This is a genomic window from Kitasatospora sp. NPDC059146 (assembly GCF_042786665.1).
Classification (GTDB): domain Bacteria; phylum Actinomycetota; class Actinomycetes; order Streptomycetales; family Streptomycetaceae; genus Kitasatospora.
Genome location: NZ_JBHZCY010000025.1, coordinates 29,464 through 44,860, shown reverse-complemented (window position 1 = coordinate 44,860; position 15,397 = coordinate 29,464). Strand labels below are relative to the sequence as shown.

12 protein-coding genes are annotated in these 15,397 nt (G+C 75.3%); 7 read left to right on the top strand and 5 right to left on the bottom strand.

Features of this window, described 5'->3' with window-relative positions:
• Positions 1-45 precede the first annotated feature (45 nt).
• The 3 genes from ACFXPX_RS14135 to moaA all read right to left on the bottom strand — a co-directional run bounded on the left by ACFXPX_RS14135 (position 46) and on the right by moaA (position 3,723).
• Entirely contained in the window at positions 46-1,629 is a 1,584-nt protein-coding gene (locus ACFXPX_RS14135; RefSeq protein ID WP_380590795.1) for an alpha/beta hydrolase, read from the bottom strand.
• A 158-nt stretch (positions 1,630-1,787) separates the two neighbouring features.
• On the bottom strand, positions 1,788-2,504 hold the full coding sequence (locus ACFXPX_RS14130; protein ID WP_380522786.1) for an HNH endonuclease family protein: 717 nt from the start codon (positions 2,502-2,504) through the stop codon (positions 1,788-1,790).
• A 223-nt stretch (positions 2,505-2,727) separates the two neighbouring features.
• Positions 2,728-3,723, bottom strand: a complete 996-nt coding sequence (moaA, locus tag ACFXPX_RS14125) for a GTP 3',8-cyclase MoaA (RefSeq protein WP_380405838.1) — start codon at positions 3,721-3,723, stop codon at positions 2,728-2,730.
• Positions 3,724-3,864: 141 nt separating this feature from the next.
• Here moaA and ACFXPX_RS14120 point away from each other — a divergent pair, with 141 nt between their 5' ends.
• From ACFXPX_RS14120 to ACFXPX_RS14100, 5 genes are all read left to right on the top strand, one after another.
• Positions 3,865-4,479: an NTP transferase domain-containing protein gene (locus tag ACFXPX_RS14120; protein WP_375890192.1), complete on the top strand. Its 615-nt coding sequence runs from the start codon at positions 3,865-3,867 to the stop codon at positions 4,477-4,479.
• 175 nt (positions 4,480-4,654) lie between these two features.
• Positions 4,655-5,515: a hypothetical protein gene (locus ACFXPX_RS14115; RefSeq protein WP_375890190.1), complete on the top strand. Its 861-nt coding sequence runs from the start codon at positions 4,655-4,657 to the stop codon at positions 5,513-5,515.
• Positions 5,516-5,796: 281 nt separating this feature from the next.
• Positions 5,797-6,633, top strand: coding sequence for a hypothetical protein (locus ACFXPX_RS14110; protein WP_375890188.1), 837 nt, complete (start codon positions 5,797-5,799; stop codon positions 6,631-6,633).
• A gap of 168 nt (positions 6,634-6,801) precedes the next feature.
• Positions 6,802-7,770: a (2Fe-2S)-binding protein gene (locus ACFXPX_RS14105; RefSeq protein ID WP_380641319.1), complete on the top strand. Its 969-nt coding sequence runs from the start codon at positions 6,802-6,804 to the stop codon at positions 7,768-7,770.
• Positions 7,771-8,000: 230 nt separating this feature from the next.
• On the top strand, positions 8,001-9,116 hold the full coding sequence (locus ACFXPX_RS14100; protein WP_375890185.1) for a DUF2637 domain-containing protein: 1,116 nt from the start codon (positions 8,001-8,003) through the stop codon (positions 9,114-9,116).
• Between the two features lie 79 nt (positions 9,117-9,195).
• On the opposite strand, the gene ACFXPX_RS14095 is transcribed toward ACFXPX_RS14100, so the two are convergent.
• Entirely contained in the window at positions 9,196-11,472 is a 2,277-nt protein-coding gene (locus ACFXPX_RS14095) for a SpoIIE family protein phosphatase (protein ID WP_375890183.1), read from the bottom strand.
• A gap of 398 nt (positions 11,473-11,870) precedes the next feature.
• Entirely contained in the window at positions 11,871-12,386 is a 516-nt protein-coding gene (locus tag ACFXPX_RS14090) for an ATP-binding protein (protein ID WP_375890181.1), read from the bottom strand.
• Positions 12,387-12,938: 552 nt separating this feature from the next.
• Here ACFXPX_RS14090 and ureA point away from each other — a divergent pair.
• Together ureA and ACFXPX_RS14080 are read left to right on the top strand one after the other, a co-directional pair.
• Positions 12,939-13,649, top strand: a complete 711-nt coding sequence (gene ureA, locus ACFXPX_RS14085) for an urease subunit gamma (protein WP_380590807.1) — start codon at positions 12,939-12,941, stop codon at positions 13,647-13,649.
• On the top strand, positions 13,646-15,367 hold the full coding sequence (locus ACFXPX_RS14080) for an urease subunit alpha (protein WP_380522764.1): 1,722 nt from the start codon (positions 13,646-13,648) through the stop codon (positions 15,365-15,367). The genes ureA and ACFXPX_RS14080 overlap by 4 nt, the downstream gene beginning before the upstream one ends.
• Positions 15,368-15,397 lie beyond the last annotated feature (30 nt).

The window sequence follows — 15,397 nt, the reverse complement described above, 5'->3', positions numbered from 1 at the left end:
ACGGGCCCGTCCCACGGGCCCCCACGGGCCCGGCACGACGCCCCGTCAGTCGGAGCCGCAGCGCGCCCCGGCGGCGGGCAGCACCCCGTCCACCAGGTAGGCCTCGGCGGCGTCGCGCGCGCAGGAGCTGTGGTACCAGGACATGTGCCCGTCGCCGTCGCGGGTGAGCAGCACGCCGTGCTGCAACCCGGCCGCCATCCGCTGCGCCCACACGTAGGGGGTGATCGGGTCCTCCGTCCCGCCGATCACCAGGACCGGGGCGCTGCCGGGCGCCGTCACGGTGTGCGGCCGCTCGGTGGACCGGTACGGCCAGGGGCGGCAGTCGGGTTCGAGCAGGGTGATCCGGGTGTCGTGGCGGCTGGTGAGCGGGGCCCGGGCGGCGAGGTCGGCGAGGGCGGTGCGCAGGTCGGCGTCGCTGGGGGCGAGCGGGGCGTCGGCGCAGTGGATGGCCGCGAAGGCGTCCGCGGAGTTCTCGTAGTGGCCGTCGTCGTCGCGGCCGGCGTTGCCGTCGGAGAACCGGAGCAGTTCGTCGCCCTCGCCGCGGGTGAGCGCGGGGTCGAGGGCGGAGCGCAGCCGCGACCAGCTGCCGTGGCCGTCGGCGAGGGTGTCGATGACGACGCCCCAGCCGAGGGAGGCGGTGACGGTGCGGCCGTCGTGGGTGGGCAGCGGGTGGTCCTTGAGGCCGTCGAGGAAGTCGGCGAGCCGCCCGGGGGCGGCGGCCGGGTCGGTGCCGAGCGGGCAGTCGGCGCCCTCGGCGGTGCAGGCGATGGCGAAGGCGCGGAAGCCGGCCTCGGTGGCGGCGGCCTGTTCGACGTCGAGGTGCATCAGGTCGGTGCTGCGTTCGACGGCGCCGTCGAGGACGAGCCGACCGGTGCGGTCGGGGAACTCCTCGGCGTAGAGGACGCCGAGGTAGGTGCCGTAGGAGAGGCCGAGGAAGTCGAGCTTGCGCTCGCCGAGGGCGCTGCGCAGCACGTCCATGTCGCGGGCGCTGTTGCGGGTGCCGAGGAACGGCAGGATGTCGGCGTACTTGGCCCGGCAGGCGTCGGCGAGGACCCGGCCTCGGTCGTAGGCCGGGTCGTCGGTGCGCATCGACTGCTCGCGGGTGCGGTCGTCCAGGCAGTCGATCGGCAGGGTGGCGCCGGAGCCGCGCGGGTCGAAGCCGACCACGTCGAAGCGGTCGCGCATCGGGCCCTGGCCGTCCTTCCAGCCCCGGGCCATGTTGGCACCGGAGTTGCCGGGCCCGCCGGGGTTGACCAGCAGGGCGCCGATCCGGTGGGCGGGGTCGGCGGCGGGCACCCGGGCGACGGCGACGTCGATGCTGCGGCCGCCGGGGTCGGCGTAGTCCAGCGGGGCCTTGAGGGTGGCGCACTGGACGGCGGTTGCGGCCGCCTCCGCGCCGTCGGCGCCCGCGTCGCCGCCCGCGCCGTCGCAGGGTGCCCAGGCGAGCCGCTGGTCGTAGTACGCCTGCAGCGCCGGGGAGGCGCTGGTGGGCGCCCGCTCGGCGAGCGGCGGGCGGCTGGTCGGCGCGGCCGCGGGGCGTGCGCCGCCGGGGCCGGAGCAGCCGGCGGCCAGGGCGAGGAGCAGGGCGGCGAGGGCGGGCAGGGCGCGTCGCCGCAGGCGGGGGGTCATCGGGGGCACCGCCCACGAATACCATCCGGGGCACCGCCGGGGCATCTCGCCCGCTGCCCCCGGCCGCCTCCTTGGCACTTCCTTAGCGCCGCCGCGCGGCTGCGCCGCCACGAGGCCTCGCCGCCTCGCGGTACGACCGGCGAAGGAGGATCGTTTCCTCACCCGCCGCACTGCTGGAGCATCGCCTTCTTGTCCGCCTCGGTGACCGGCAGCTGGTACTTGAGCGAGACCTGGGCGAAGCGCACCGCGTACGAGCAGCGGATCTCGGTGCTGGCGGGCAGCCAGTCGGCCGGGCCGGAGTCGCCCTTGGAGGCGTTCTGCGAGCCGTCGGCGGGGATCAGGTTGAGCGGGTCGTTGGCGATCCGGACCCGCTTGGCCTTGTCCCACGTGGCAGCGCCCATCTGCCAGTCGTAGGACAGCGGCATCACGTGGTCGATCTGGATCTTCGACGCCTGCTGCTTGGTCCACTCGACGGTCCGGCCGGTGTACGGGTCGTGGATGGTCATCGCGGTGACCACGCAGTCCGAGCCGTCCTTGCGCTCGACACCGCTGCCGTCGCGGGCCAACAGGTCGTTGCGGGTGTCGCACTTGTTGCCGCCGTACGGGACGCCCTCGACGCTGTCCGTCCAGGCGGGGCCGAACTCGTTGCGGTCGTAGCCGTCCTTGGGACCGGTACGGGCGGTGGCCACCTTGGCGATCAGCTCCCGGCCCGCCTTCTGCTCCTCCGGGGTGGTCAGCGGCGCCAGGCCGGGCTTGGTGCCGTCCGGGTTCTGCAGCGGGCTGGTGCCGGTGCCGACGGCGGACGGTCCGGACCCGCCCGGCGACTTCCCGCCGCGGCCCTCGACCAGCCAGCCGACCAGGGCGAGCAGGCATATCAGGAACACGGTGGCGGCGGACAGCCAGGTACGGCGGGCGGGCACGGAGAACTCCCGGGATCAGGGGCGGGTTGACGGCGAACCAGCAGACCAGCCACCCCAAGAGAAGGTCAAGCCGACGCCACGGGGAGCCCAGGAGCATGTCGAAGCTCACACTCCGTCGACTCCGGCCGCCCGGGCCCCATCCGGGTCCCCGTCCCCGTCCCCGTCCGCGCCCGGGAGTTCAGCCCCCGATCGCCGACATCGGCCGGTCCGGCCGGACGAACCCGGCGCTGCCGATGGCGTGTCCGGGCCCCTTGCCCGTCACCGAGGCCCGCCAGGCCTCCTCGATCCGCCCGTCGTCCGCGCCCCCGCGCAGCAGCGCGCGCAGGTCCGACTCCTCGGTCGCGAACAGGCAGTTGCGCAACTGCCCGTCGGCCGTCAGCCGGACCCGGTCGCAGCCCCCGCAGAACGGCCGGGTGACGGAGGCGATCACCCCGATCACCGTGTCCGTCCCGGCGACCCGCCACTCCTCCGCCGGGGCGTTGCCGCTGCGCCCGACCGGCACCAGGTCGAAGCGCTCGCCGAGCCGGGCCAGCACCTCCTCGGCCGTCACCATCGCGGCGCGGTCCCAACTCCCCTGCGCGTCCAGGGGCATGGACTCGATGAAGCGCATCCGGTAGCCGTGCTCGACGGCGAAGGCCGCCAACTCCGGTATCTCGTCGTCGTTCACGCCGCGCACCGGCACGGCGTTGACCTTCACCGGGTCCAGCCCGGCCGCCTTGGCCGCCGCCAGGCCCGCGAACACGTCGGCGATCCGGTCCCGCCGGGTGAGCTCCGCGAACCGGTCCGCGCGCAGCGTGTCCAGGCTGACGTTCACCCGCCCCAGCCCGGCCTCCCGCAGCGCGACCGCGGTCCGGGCCAGACCGATCCCGTTAGTGGTCAGCGACAGCTCCACGCCCAGCGCGGCCAGCCGCCCGACCAGGCCCGGCAGCCCCCGCCGCAGCAGCGGCTCCCCGCCGGTCAGCCGCACCGAGCGCACCCCCAGGCGCTGCGCCGCGATCCGCACCAGCCGCACCACCTCGTCGTCCCCGAGCGCGTCCGCCCGGGGCAGCCAGTCCAGCCCCTCGGCCGGCATGCAGTACGTGCAGCGCAGGTTGCAGCGATCGGTCAGGGAGACCCGCAGATCGGTGTGGACCCGTCCGAAGCGGTCCACCAGCGGGCGCGGTGCGGTGTTCATCGCCCCAGTACAGGGGCAAGCGGGCCGCGGGACCAGCGGCCGAACCGCCGGGGACCGCCCGCGACCTGCGCCTTCGCCTTGTGGATTCGTACAAGCGCCGAACGGCTGCGCGACCGGGCCCCGACCGGGCAGGCTGGGCGCATGCAGACCACACCGCCCGCCGTCCCGGCCCTCGTCCTCGCCGCCGGGGGCGGACGCCGGCTCGGCGGGCGGCCCAAGGCGCTGATCCGGTACGCGGGCCGGCCGCTGGTGGAGCACGCGGTGGCCACCGTCCGGGCCGGCGGCTGCCCCGACGTCACCGTGGTGCTGGGCGCGGACCGCGAGCGGGTGCGCTCCACCGCGCACCTGCCGGGCTGCCGGCTGGTCGCCAACCCGGACTGGGCCGAGGGCATGGGCTCCTCGCTGCGGGCCGGACTGGCCGCACTGCCGCCGCGGGCCCCGGCGGTGCTGGTGATGCTGGTGGACACCCCCGGCGTCACCCCGGCCGCGGTCGCCCGGCTGCTGGCCGCGCACCGGGCCGGCGCCGACCTGGCCGCCGCGGCGTACGGCGGACGGCGCGGACACCCGGTGCTGATCGGCGCGCGGCACTTCGCCGAGGCCGCCGAGGGCGCGTCCGGGGACGCCGGGGCCCGCGCCCTGCTGGCGGCGCACGCCGGGGAACTCGTCCTGGTCGAGTGCGCGGACGTCGCCGTCCCCGACGACCTGGACACCCCCGCCGACCTGGCCCGCTGGTCCGTCGACCGACCGCCCCGCTGACGCCGGCCGCGCATCCTCCCCGCGGAGGGGCCCGGCCTCGCCCGTACCGGCGACCGGCCCCTGATCCGTCCCTGATCCGTCCCTGAGGATTGCCCCATTCCGCGCCCGAAGCCGGACGTTTCGGGGAGCATGGGAACCAACCACCCCGACCCGACACCGACGGACGGAGCCCGCGATGGCAGGACTGCCCGACGACTTCACCGGACACGACCCCGCGCGGTCGGGGCCGGGGGCGGGCGGTGGCGCCCGGGCGATCCGCTGCCCCGCCTGCCGCCGCGAGCACCTGTACGAGCCGCCGTCGCTGCCGTGTCCGTGCGGCGCCTCGCTGAAGGTCCCGCTGCTGCGCGGCGGGGTGCCGGTCCAGGTGCGGTTCCGCTCCTGGGAGGACTCCTGGCTGAGCATGCGCTGCCCGCACTGCGGCCGCTCCGACCAGTGGCCGCAGCCCGAGTTCACCTGCAACTGCGGCGCCACCGTCCGCCTCCCGGTGGACCGCACCACCCGGCTGGGCGGCGGCACCGCCGGCCCGCTCGCCGCCCCCGGCCCGCAGAGCGCCCGCCCCTACCCGGCGCACCCGGTGAACGCCCCGGTGCCCGCCCCGCCCGCGCAGGGCGGCGGCCCCGCCGGACGCCCCAGGCCGTTCCGCCACCGCGCCCCGTTCCGCCCCCACCCGGTGCGCACCTCCCAGGACGCGGTGTTCACCGCCGCCCGCTACCTGGAGTGGCTCGGCTTCGACGACCTGGAGCTGACCGAGGCCCAGGAACGCGACGGGGTCACCCTGCTGGGCGGCCGGATGGTCGCCCAGGTCGACACCTGGACCGAGCCCGCCGACGTGAAGTCGGTCGAGTGCCTGTGGCTGCAGACCCTGCACGCCGAGGAGATGGCCGCCGCCATGTTCACCCTGGCCGGCTACTCCCACCAGGCCACCGTGCGCGGCGAACAACTGCTGGTCGCCCTGTTCAGCCTCGACCTGGCCGGCGTGCCCCAACCCGCCAACGGCGCCGCCGAGGCCCTGATGGAGACCGGCTGGACCTCCTGACCCGACCCGCCCCTGCCCCGCCCCTCCCCCGACACCCCGGCGCCCCAACACCCGGAGCCCGGCGCCGCACACCCGGCGCCCCACTAGATCATCTCCCCGACAAAAGCAACAACCTCCGCTCGTGATCTGGTGCACAAGCTCACCCCCGTGTTGAATTGCCGCCACAGCGCGGGCCTTTCGCCGTGCCGTTCACCCTGCCGCCGCCATGCGAACGGGCCGTGACGGCAGGGCTCCCAGGCAGGTCCGCGCCCTTGCTGGATGGCGCACACAAGGAGGTGGCGTTGTCGGAGCACGGATGGAGCCCGAGCGGCCCGGACGAACGGGGGCGGGCGGCAGCGGAGGAACCGGGCGACACCGTGTGGCGGCTGCGATCCCGGGGGTGCTGGCAGGAGGCCGCCGAACTACTGCGACCCGCCGCCGAACACGACCCGGCCGCGGCCCTCGCACGGGCCGAACTCCTCATCGAGAAATGCCTGTTCACCGCCGCGCACTGGACCCAGGCGGAACAGGCGTTACGGCTGGCCGAGGCCCTGGCGGAGGGCACCGAGCAGCGCGCGGCCGCCGGCTGCGCCCGCGGCTTCCTCGCCTACCTGGCCAGCGTGCTCGGCCCGCGCGACCGCCTCGACGAGGCCCAGGCCGCCCTCGGCCGCACCTCGGCGCTGCTGCCGCCGGACGCGCCGGGCCGGCCCCTGCTGGACTTCCGGCGCGGACTGGTCGCCGAGAACCTGCTGGGCGACCGCAGTGCCGCCTGGATCGCCTACCGCCGGGCGCACGAGGGCGCCGGGGAACGCGGGGACGAACTGCTCCGCTCCTACACCTGGCGGCACCTGGGCGCGCTCGCGCTCTCCCGCGGCGACCGCGGCAACGCCCGGGAGGGCTTCGACGCCTCACTGCGACTGCGCGAGCAACTCGGCTTCACGGTGGGGGTGGCGCCGGCGCTCGCGGCGCTCGCCGAGGTGTCCGAACCCGCCGAGGCGGTGCGGCTGCGCGCCGAGGCCACCCGCCTGGTGCACGCCCTGGGCGGGGTGCCGGTCTGGCTCGCACGCCAGCTCGGACGTGCGCCGGGGCCTCCCCCGGACGGACGCATCACCAGCGAGACCCGGGGAACTATCAGCTAAGGTGAGCCTAACCTGTCCGGGGTGAGCAGCGCCCCGGACAGGTCGCCTTGCTGTCCCCCGGGCACCGCCACGCCCCGGACCGGCCGGGCCCGGCCGCGGCGGACCGTCCGCGACCGGCCCTGCCGGGCGGTCCACCGGCGGCCCCGGTCGACCCGATGGGGCCCGCCCATGACCGCGAGCAGCACCCGGCCCGGCCCCGCGCCGCGCGCCCCCCGCACCACCCGGGCGCACGACCACGCCCAGGCGCACGACCCCACCCACGCACCGGACACCCCCACCCCCTGCGCCCCCTCGTACCACCGGCTGACCGCGCTCGCCCCGATGCTGGACCTGCGCTGCGCCCCACCCCGGCACGGCGACGGCTGGCTGCCGGTCGCCACCCTCACCACCGACCCGGCGGCACTGCGCGAACTGGTCGCCCACGACGCCCGGCAGGGCCTGACCCGCTACGGGCGGCCGCTGCGCCCGGACGTGGCGGCCGGCTTCGGGCTGCACCGCTTCGTCTGGCCGGTCTCGCTGCTGTTCACCGTGCCGTGGTTCCTGGAGCGGCGCGTCCCGCTGCTCGGCCCCGGCGACGTCTCGGTGCACCGCGCCCCAGCCTCGATGGGGCTGACGGTGCGCCCGGAGGCCTTCGTCTGCCTGCCGGACGACCCCGCGGCCCGCACGGCCGGGGCCCGCACGGTGCCGGACGAGGACGCGCTCGGCGCCGAACTGCGGCGCGCCCTGGCCGAGTTCCTGACCCCGGTGCTGGCCGCCTTCGGACCGGAGGCGCGGCGCGGGCCCCGGGTGCTGTGGGCGATGGCCACCGACGCGGTGGTGGAGGGGCTCTGGTACGCGGGCGGGCTGCTCGGGGAGCAGGAACGGGCGCGCGACGAGCTGTCCGCCCTGCTGGCACCCGGGGAGCCCGGGGAGCCCTCCTCCGGGCCATCCCCCTCCGGACCGGCGCGCACGCCCGGCGCGGGCCGGGGCCCCGCTCCCGCCCCGGCCCCCTTCACCCCGGGCGCCGGTTTCGCACCCCCGGCGCCCGGGTGCGGCGGTGCTTCGGGTACGGACCGGGCTCGGGCCAGCTGTTGCCTCGTCTACACCGTGGAATCCGCGGAAATGTGCAACGGCTGCCCCCGCGTCACGCGACGTTGACGGAAATCCGTACGACCCGGGATTCGAAAAGCCCGTGATTCCGGGAATGTCCAGCGCCGAATTCATATGACCATGTGATTGGCGACGGGTCAGAAATCCCTCTCCTCAGCGCATTGACGGCGAATCCGCCTTTCGCCCGCCGGGCATCCGTCATGATGGTCCCCGCCGCGCCGCTGGAACGCAGCGACCGGCGCAGGAACGCGACGCAGAAAGCGAGGCTGGTTCCGGCAATGAAATTGTCCGACATACCGCTCGGCTGGGCCGTCACCGGGGTCGTGGGGCTGCTGGTCAGCGCCCTCCTGGTGGCCCTGGCCCGAAGCCGGGGATCCGCCGCCGGCGCGGATTCCTGGGAGCGTTCCGAGGAACGGCGCCGCAACAAGGAATCCCTGTACGGCGCTGCCTCCTACACGCTGCTGTTCTGCTGCGCCGGTGTCGCGGCCGCGCTCTCCTTCCACGGCCTGGTCGGCTTCGGCGTGCAGAACCTCGGACTGTCCGGCGGCTGGGAGTACCTCGTCCCGTTCGGCCTGGACGGCGCCGCGATGTTCTGCTCGGTGCTCGCCGTCCGCGAGGCCAGCCACGGCGACGCGGCGCTCGGCTCCCGGCTGCTGGTCTGGCTCTTCGCCGGCGCCTCGGCCTGGTTCAACTGGGTGCACGCCCCGCGCGGCTTCGGCCACGCCGGCGCCCCGCAGTTCTTCTCCGGCATGTCGCTGTCCGCCGCGATCCTGTTCGACCGCGCGCTCAAGCAGACCCGCCGGGCCGCGCTGCGCGAACAGGGCCTGGTGCCCCGTCCGCTGCCGCAGATCCGCATCGTCCGCTGGCTGCGCGCCCCGCGCGAGACCTACGCGGCCTGGTCGCTGATGCTCCTGGAGGGTGTCCGCAGCCTGGACGAGGCGGTGGACGAGGTCCGCGACGAGAAGCGCGAGCGCGCCATGGAGAAGGAGCGCCGTAAGCTCGCCGGGCGCCGAGAACGGGCCGAGATCCGGGCGATCAACCGCAGCAGCGGCCACTGGCGCGGACGCGGCGGCGCCGCACGGCAGTTGGAGTCGGCCGGCCCGGAGTCCGCGATAGCCGGCGGGCCCGGGGCGGAGCTCCCGGCGGGCGCCCGGGAGGCTGGGGCCCTCGGCTCCGCCGGGGCGGGCGCCCGGGAGGCCGGGTCGGGCGCGCGCGGGGCCAGGACGCGCGCGCGCGAGGTCGAGGCCGCCGAGGGCACCGTCGCCCAGCCGGGCCTGCCGGCCCGTCCGGAGCGGCGCACCATCGACCTCACCGCCGACGAGGACACCGTCACGCTCCCCCGGCTGGACTCGCTGGAGCGCAAACTGAAGGACCTGGAGCAGCAGTTCGGCTGACCCGTCACCGGGCCCCGGCCCGACCGTTCCCCTGGGGCCCCGCGTCACCCGGGCCCCAGGGGGCGGGGGCGGGAAACCGTCAGGCCGCGCTCGTCCCGCTGAGCTCGAACCACATCCGCTTGCCGGACCCGCGCGGCTCCACGCCCCAGGCGTCCGCCAGCGCCTCGACCAGCATCAGCCCGCGCCCGGAGGAGGCCTGCTCCCCCGGGGTCCGGCGGGTCGGCCAGAGGTCCGACTCGTCCTCCACCTCGACCCGCAGCCGGGCCCGGCCGCCGTCCGAGACCGTCTCCCGGTAGAGCCGGGCGGTGAACATGGCGTCCCGGTCGGTGTGCCGGATCGCGTTGGTGACCAGCTCGGAGGAGAGCAGCTCGGCGGTGTCGATGAACTCGGCGACGCCCCAGCGGCGCAGCGCGTCCCGCAGCTCGGCGCGCACCTCGGCGACCCTGGCCAGGTCGGCCTGGCCGATCCGGCGGCGCAGCTGCTGGGCGGCCAGGCCGCCCTCCGGACCGTCCCAGCGCAGCAGCAGGAGCGCTATGTCGTCCTCGCGCTCGCTGGAGTCGGCGGCCTGGGAGGTGATCCGGTCGGCCAGCTCCTCCAGCGGGTCGCGGGCCGCCTCGCCGGCCACCGGCAGCGGCCGGGCCATGGTCCGGGTGAGCCGGCCGATGCCCTCGTCCAGGTCCGTACCGCGGGCCTCGACCAGGCCGTCGGTGCAGAGCAGCACCGTCTCGCCCGGGTCCAGGCTGAACCTCGTCACCCGGTACTCCTGGTCCGGGTCGATGCCCAGCGGCAGCCCGCCGGCCACCGGCAGGACGGCGGCGGTGCCGTCCGCGCGGCGCACCACCGGGTCCAGGTGGCCGGCCCGGACGGCGTAGACCACGCCGTAGTCCACGTTGACCTCGGCGTAGGTGCAGGTCGCGAAGTGGTCGGTGTCCAGGTCCGCGAGGAAGCGGGAGGCGCGGGCCATCACCGCGGCGGGCGGGTGGCCCTCCGCGGCGTAGGCGCGCAGCGCGATCCGCAGCTGACCCATGATCCCGGCCGCGTGCACGTCGTGGCCCTGGACGTCGCCGATCACCAGGCCGACGTGCCCGCCGGGCAGCGGCACCACGTCGTACCAGTCGCCGCCGATCTGCAGCCCGGAGCCGGCCGCCAGGTAGCGCACCGCGGTGGTCACCCCGGGCACGGACGGGACGGTGCGGGGCAGCATCACCCGCTGCAGGCCGGCCGCCAGCTCGTGCTCGGCGTCGTGCAGCCGGGCCCGGGCCAGCGACTGGGCCACCAGCCCGCCCAGGGTGGACAGCAGGGTGCGCTCGTCCGCGTCCAGCTCGCGCTCGTCGTCGAAGCTGACCACGCAGACGCCGATCGCCCGGCCGCTGGCCACCAGCGGCAGGTACGCCCAGGAGCCGCGGCCGGTGCGGCTGGTCTGCTCCCACACGTCGGGGTGGCGGTCCCGGAAGTCCTCCCGGCTGGAGATGAAGACCGGGGTGCGGTGCCTGAGCGCCTCGGCGGCCGGGTGGCCGGCGGGCAGCACCGCGCGGTCCCAGACGGCGAGGGCCTGCGAACGGTAGCCGGAGGCGCCGAGGATCCGGGCCCGGCCGGCCTCGAAGGAGGCCAGCACCAGACCGTCCGGCGGCAGTCCGGGCAGCGGCAGCTCGGTGAACACCCGGGCCACGTCACGCACGGTGACCGCCTCGGAGAGGGCGCGCGCGGCCTCCTTGATGAACCGGGAGCGCTCCTCGCGCAGCAGGGCCATCCGGTCGGCGTGGTCGCGCTTGTGCAGCTCGACGGTGGCGTCCCAGACGAAGCCCACCATCCGCGAGGCCCGGCCGAAGGCGTCCGCCAGCACCCGGCCGCGGAAGCGCACCGCGCGCATCGTGCCGTTCGGCCCGACGGTGCGGTAGTAGGCGCCGCACTGGCCCAGCTCGGCCACCGCGCGCTCGACCCGGCGGCGCACCACCGGCGCGTCCTCGGGGTGAAGCAGGGACAGGAAGGAGGCGGCGGTGCGGTCGAAGCGGTCCCGCTCGACGGAGTCCAGTCCGATGATCGCGCAGGCGCGCTGGTCACCCTCCAGGACGTCGCGGCGGATGTCCCAGTCGAAGGAGCCGATGCCGTTGGCGGCCATCGCGGGCTCCAGCCAGTCCGGCATGGAGTCGGCGGAGGAGGGCGGCAGGCCGCCGGACAGCACGGGCGCCAGCCGCCCGGAGGCGAGCACCGGCGGTGTGCGGACGGAGTTGCGGCGGGTGGCCTGCGCGGGCGTGCGGGGAGCGGGCGGGTGCGGCTCCGCGGCGGGCAGGTGCCGCTCCGCGGCGGACACGCCGGGAGGAAGCGTCGGCCCCGGCGACTCGGGCTCAGTGGGCATGCTGCTCCTGCCGCTGCCGTGGCGGACCGCGCCGACCGTCCGGACGGGCCGCGTGGCGGTGTGATGGGTCGTGCTGGATCGGGCGGTGCCGACGGGCGGTGGTCAGTCGAGGTTCGGTCTCCCCGCTGCTTCCCGCACGTGGACACACATTCCCACCATCCTGTCCAATGTTCGGCCGAGCGGCAATGGCAACGGGCCGGAAATCTTGCGCTCCGCCTTGTGTTCAGGGCTTGCTTCGGGAACGGATCAATCGGAGACGAACAATCGTACGGGTGTCGCGTTCGGGTTCGCCGACGGGCTTCGGCGGACGTTGGCGGACATGGGCGGGCTTCGGCGGACGCTGGCGGACATGGGCGAGCTTCGGCGGACGTTGGCGGGCTCCGCCGGACTTCGGCGGGTTACGGCATCGCGAGCTCGAACCAGGTGACCTTGCCGTCGCCGCGCAGCTGCACGCCCCAGGAGTCCGCCAGCGCCTCCACCAGCAGCAGCCCGCGCCCCGAGGTCGCGTACTCGGCGTCCGGCTCGCGCCGCCGCCCGGGCAGTCGGCTCGCGCCGTCCTGCACCTCGACCCGCAGCCGGCTGTCCGTACCGAGCACCGCGTCGAAGACCGCGCCCTTGCCGGTGTGCTGCAACGCGTTGGTGACCAGCTCGGAGGAGAGCAGCTCGGCGGTGTCGGACAGCTCCGGCACCCCCCAGTGGCTCAGCGCCGTACGCAGCCGGTGCCGCACCGCGCCCACCCCGACCAGGTCGGCCGGTTCGAGCGTCAGGTGCAGCCGGCGGTGCAGCGCGCACCCCGGGGCCGACGCACCCGGCAGGGCCGTTCCGGCGCCGACGACCGGGCCCTGGACCGGCCCGGACCGGTAGGCGTCGCCCGAACTCGTCCGCTGCCGCGGGAATCGCGACTGACCGTCCATCAACAGATGCCCCCGCCCTCAAAATCCGGGCCCCCGCCTCCGGATCCCCCGCCGGCCGGGTGGCCCCTCGTACTGAACCACCATCCTCATGCCCAGTTGACGGCGTTTGCAACAGTGTGCGTCCGATCACGTGGGGTGAAAGGGGCACGGGGAGGTTCACGTGATCCAACTGCCCGCGCCGGACAGGTTTGCGAAGCGCAGAGGCTGTTTTCGAGACCGCCCCCACCCGATCCCGCGCACACCCGGCGCCCGTACGGACCGTGCGCGGGGCCGCGCGCCCCCACCCGCACCACCGCCGTGCGCCGCCCGGCGAGCAGGCCCGCTCGCCCCCGCCACCCGCCCCGCTGCTCGCCCCGCCGCCCGTCCCGCTTCTCACCCCGCCGCCCGCCCCGCCGCCCGCCCGAGAGGCCGAAGGCTCCGGGAGCGGCAACGCTGGACACAGAGCCCCGGTGCGGGTTCAATGAACCGAGATGTTTGAACGCCGTTCTAACATCATCCGGAAGCCCAGGGCCCCGAACCCACCCCCTCCCCGGCGACCGCGAGCGAGGAACCGTGCGACTGACCCCCACCGAGCGGGACCGGCTGCTGATCTTCACAGCAGCCGAACTGGCCCGCGCCCGCCGCGCCCGGGGCGTGCGCCTCAACATCCCCGAGGCGACCGCCCTGATCGCCGACACCGTCTGCGAAGCCGCCCGCGACGGCCGCCGCCTCGCCGAGGCCGTCGAGGCCGGCCGCTCGGTCCTCACCGCCGCCGACGTCCTGCCCGGAGTGCCCGACGTGGTCACCGTCGTCCAGGTCGAGGCCGTCTTCGAGGACGGCACCCGGCTCGCCGTCGTCGACGACCCCTTCCGGGGCGCCGGCTCGCTCGGCGACGAGGCCCCCGGCCGCGCGCTGCCAGGCGACGGCGCCGGCTACGACCCGGTCGAGGAGACCCTGCTCATCCCCGTCCACAACACCTCCCGGGTGCCGATCTCGGTCACCTCCCACTTCCACTTCTTCGAGGCCAACCCGCGCCTGGCCTTCGACCGGGCCGCCGCCTACGGCACCCACCTGGCCGTCCCGGCCGGCTCCTCGGTGCGCTTCGACCCCGGCGCCACCGTCGAGGTCGGCCTCGTCCCGATCGGCGGCGCACGCGTCGCGATCGGCTTCGCCGGACTCGTCGACGGCCCCCTGGACGCCCCCGGCGCCAAGGACGCCGCCCTCGCCAAAGCCCGCGCCACCGGCTACCTCACCGACTTCGACGACCAGGAGGTGCCCTCGTGAGCTCCCTCACCGCCCACGACTACATCTCCGTGCACGGCCCCCGGGCCGGCGACCGGATCCGGCTCGGCGACAGCGGACTGATCGTCCGCGTCGAATCCGACTCCCAGGCCCCCGGCGACGAATTCCTGGCCGGCTTCGGCAAGACCGCCCGTGACGGCCTCCACCTCAAGCCCGCCGCCGTCCGCGACACCTGCGACGTCGTGATCAGCAACGTCCTGGTGATCGACGCGATCCAGGGCATCCGCAAGACGTCCATCGGCCTGATCGGCGGCCGGATCGCCTCGATCGGGCGGGCCGGCAACCCGGACACCCTGGACGGCGTCGAGGTGGTCGTCGGCACCGGCACCACCATCGTCTCCGGCGAAGGCCTGATCGCCACCGCCGGCGCCGTCGACACCCACGTCCACCTGCTCTCGCCGCGGATCATGGAGGCCTCGCTGGCCTCCGGCGTCACCACGATCATCGGCCAGGAGTTCGGCCCGGTCTGGGGCGTCGGCGTCAACTCGCCCTGGGCGCTGCGCCACGCCTTCAACGCCTTCGACGCCTGGCCCGTCAACATCGGCTTCCTGGGCCGCGGTTCGTCCTCCGACGAGGCCCCGCTGGTGGAGGCGCTGGCCGAGGGCGGCGCCTGCGGCTTCAAGGTGCACGAGGACATGGGCGCCCACACCCGCGCACTGGACACCGCGCTGCGCGTCGCCGAACAGTACGACGTCCAAGTCGCCCTGCACACCGACGGGTTGAACGAGTGCCTGGCGGTCGAGGACACCCTGCGGGTGCTGGAGGGCCGGACCGTCCACGCCTTCCACATCGAGGGCTGCGGCGGCGGACACGTCCCCAACGTGCTCAAGCTGGCCGGCGTGCCGAACGTCATCGGCTCCTCCACCAACCCCACCCTGCCCTTCGGCCGGGACGCCCTCGGCGAACACTTCGGCATGATCGTCTCCGCCCACGACCTCAAGACCGACCTGCCCGGCGACGCCGCCATGGCCCGCGACCGCATCCGGGCCGGCACCATGGGCGCCGAGGACGTGCTGCACGACCTCGGCGTCATCGGCATCACCTCCTCCGACGCCCAGGGCATGGGCCGCGCCGGCGAGACGGTGCGCCGCACCTTCGCGATGGCCGGCAAGATGAAGGCCGAACGCGGACCGATGGACGGCAACGGCTCGTACGGGACCACCGAGAGCGGCGACGACAACGAGCGCGTGCTGCGCTACATCGCCAAACTCACCGTCAACCCCGCCATCGCCCACGGACTCGCCCACGAGGTCGGCTCGATCGAGATCGGCAAGCTCGCCGACATCGTGCTCTGGCGCCCCGACCACTTCGGCGCCAAACCGCAACTCGTCCTCAAGGCCGGCTTCCCCGCGTACGGCGTCACCGGCGACCCCAACGCCGCCACCGACCGCTGCGAACCCCTCGTCCTGGGGCCCCAGTTCGGCGCCCACGGCGCCACCGCCGCCGACCTCTCGGTGGCCTTCGTCGCCCAGGCCGCCGCCGACGGCGCCCACCCCCACCGAGCCGCCGACGGACTCCCCACCCGCCGCCGCCGGGTCGGCGTCCGCGGCACCCGCGGCATCGGACCGCGCGACCTCGTCCGCAACGCCCGCACCGGCCACGTCGAGGTCACCGAGACCGGACTGGTCTCGCTCGACGGCGCACCCCTGCGCTCCGAACCCGCGGACAGCGTCTCGCTCAGCCGCCTCTACTTCCTCTGACCCCGTCGCTCACTTCTTCCTCAAGGACCC

Bases quoted from the DNA above. Each gene is read 5' to 3' on its own strand.
- ACFXPX_RS14135 (WP_380590795.1), bottom strand. From the start codon at position 1,629: ATGACCCCCCGCCTGCGGCGACGCGCCCTGCCCGCCCTCGCCGCCCTG.
- moaA (WP_380405838.1), bottom strand. From the start codon at position 3,723: ATGAACACCGCACCGCGCCCGCTGGTGGACCGCTTCGGACGGGTCCAC.
- ACFXPX_RS14120 (WP_375890192.1), top strand. From the start codon at position 3,865: ATGCAGACCACACCGCCCGCCGTCCCGGCCCTCGTCCTCGCCGCCGGG.
- ACFXPX_RS14115 (WP_375890190.1), top strand. From the start codon at position 4,655: ATGGCAGGACTGCCCGACGACTTCACCGGACACGACCCCGCGCGGTCG.
- ACFXPX_RS14105 (WP_380641319.1), top strand. From the start codon at position 6,802: ATGACCGCGAGCAGCACCCGGCCCGGCCCCGCGCCGCGCGCCCCCCGC.
- ACFXPX_RS14100 (WP_375890185.1), top strand. From the start codon at position 8,001: ATGAAATTGTCCGACATACCGCTCGGCTGGGCCGTCACCGGGGTCGTG.
- ACFXPX_RS14095 (WP_375890183.1), bottom strand. From the start codon at position 11,472: ATGCCCACTGAGCCCGAGTCGCCGGGGCCGACGCTTCCTCCCGGCGTG.
- ACFXPX_RS14090 (WP_375890181.1), bottom strand. From the start codon at position 12,386: ATGGACGGTCAGTCGCGATTCCCGCGGCAGCGGACGAGTTCGGGCGAC.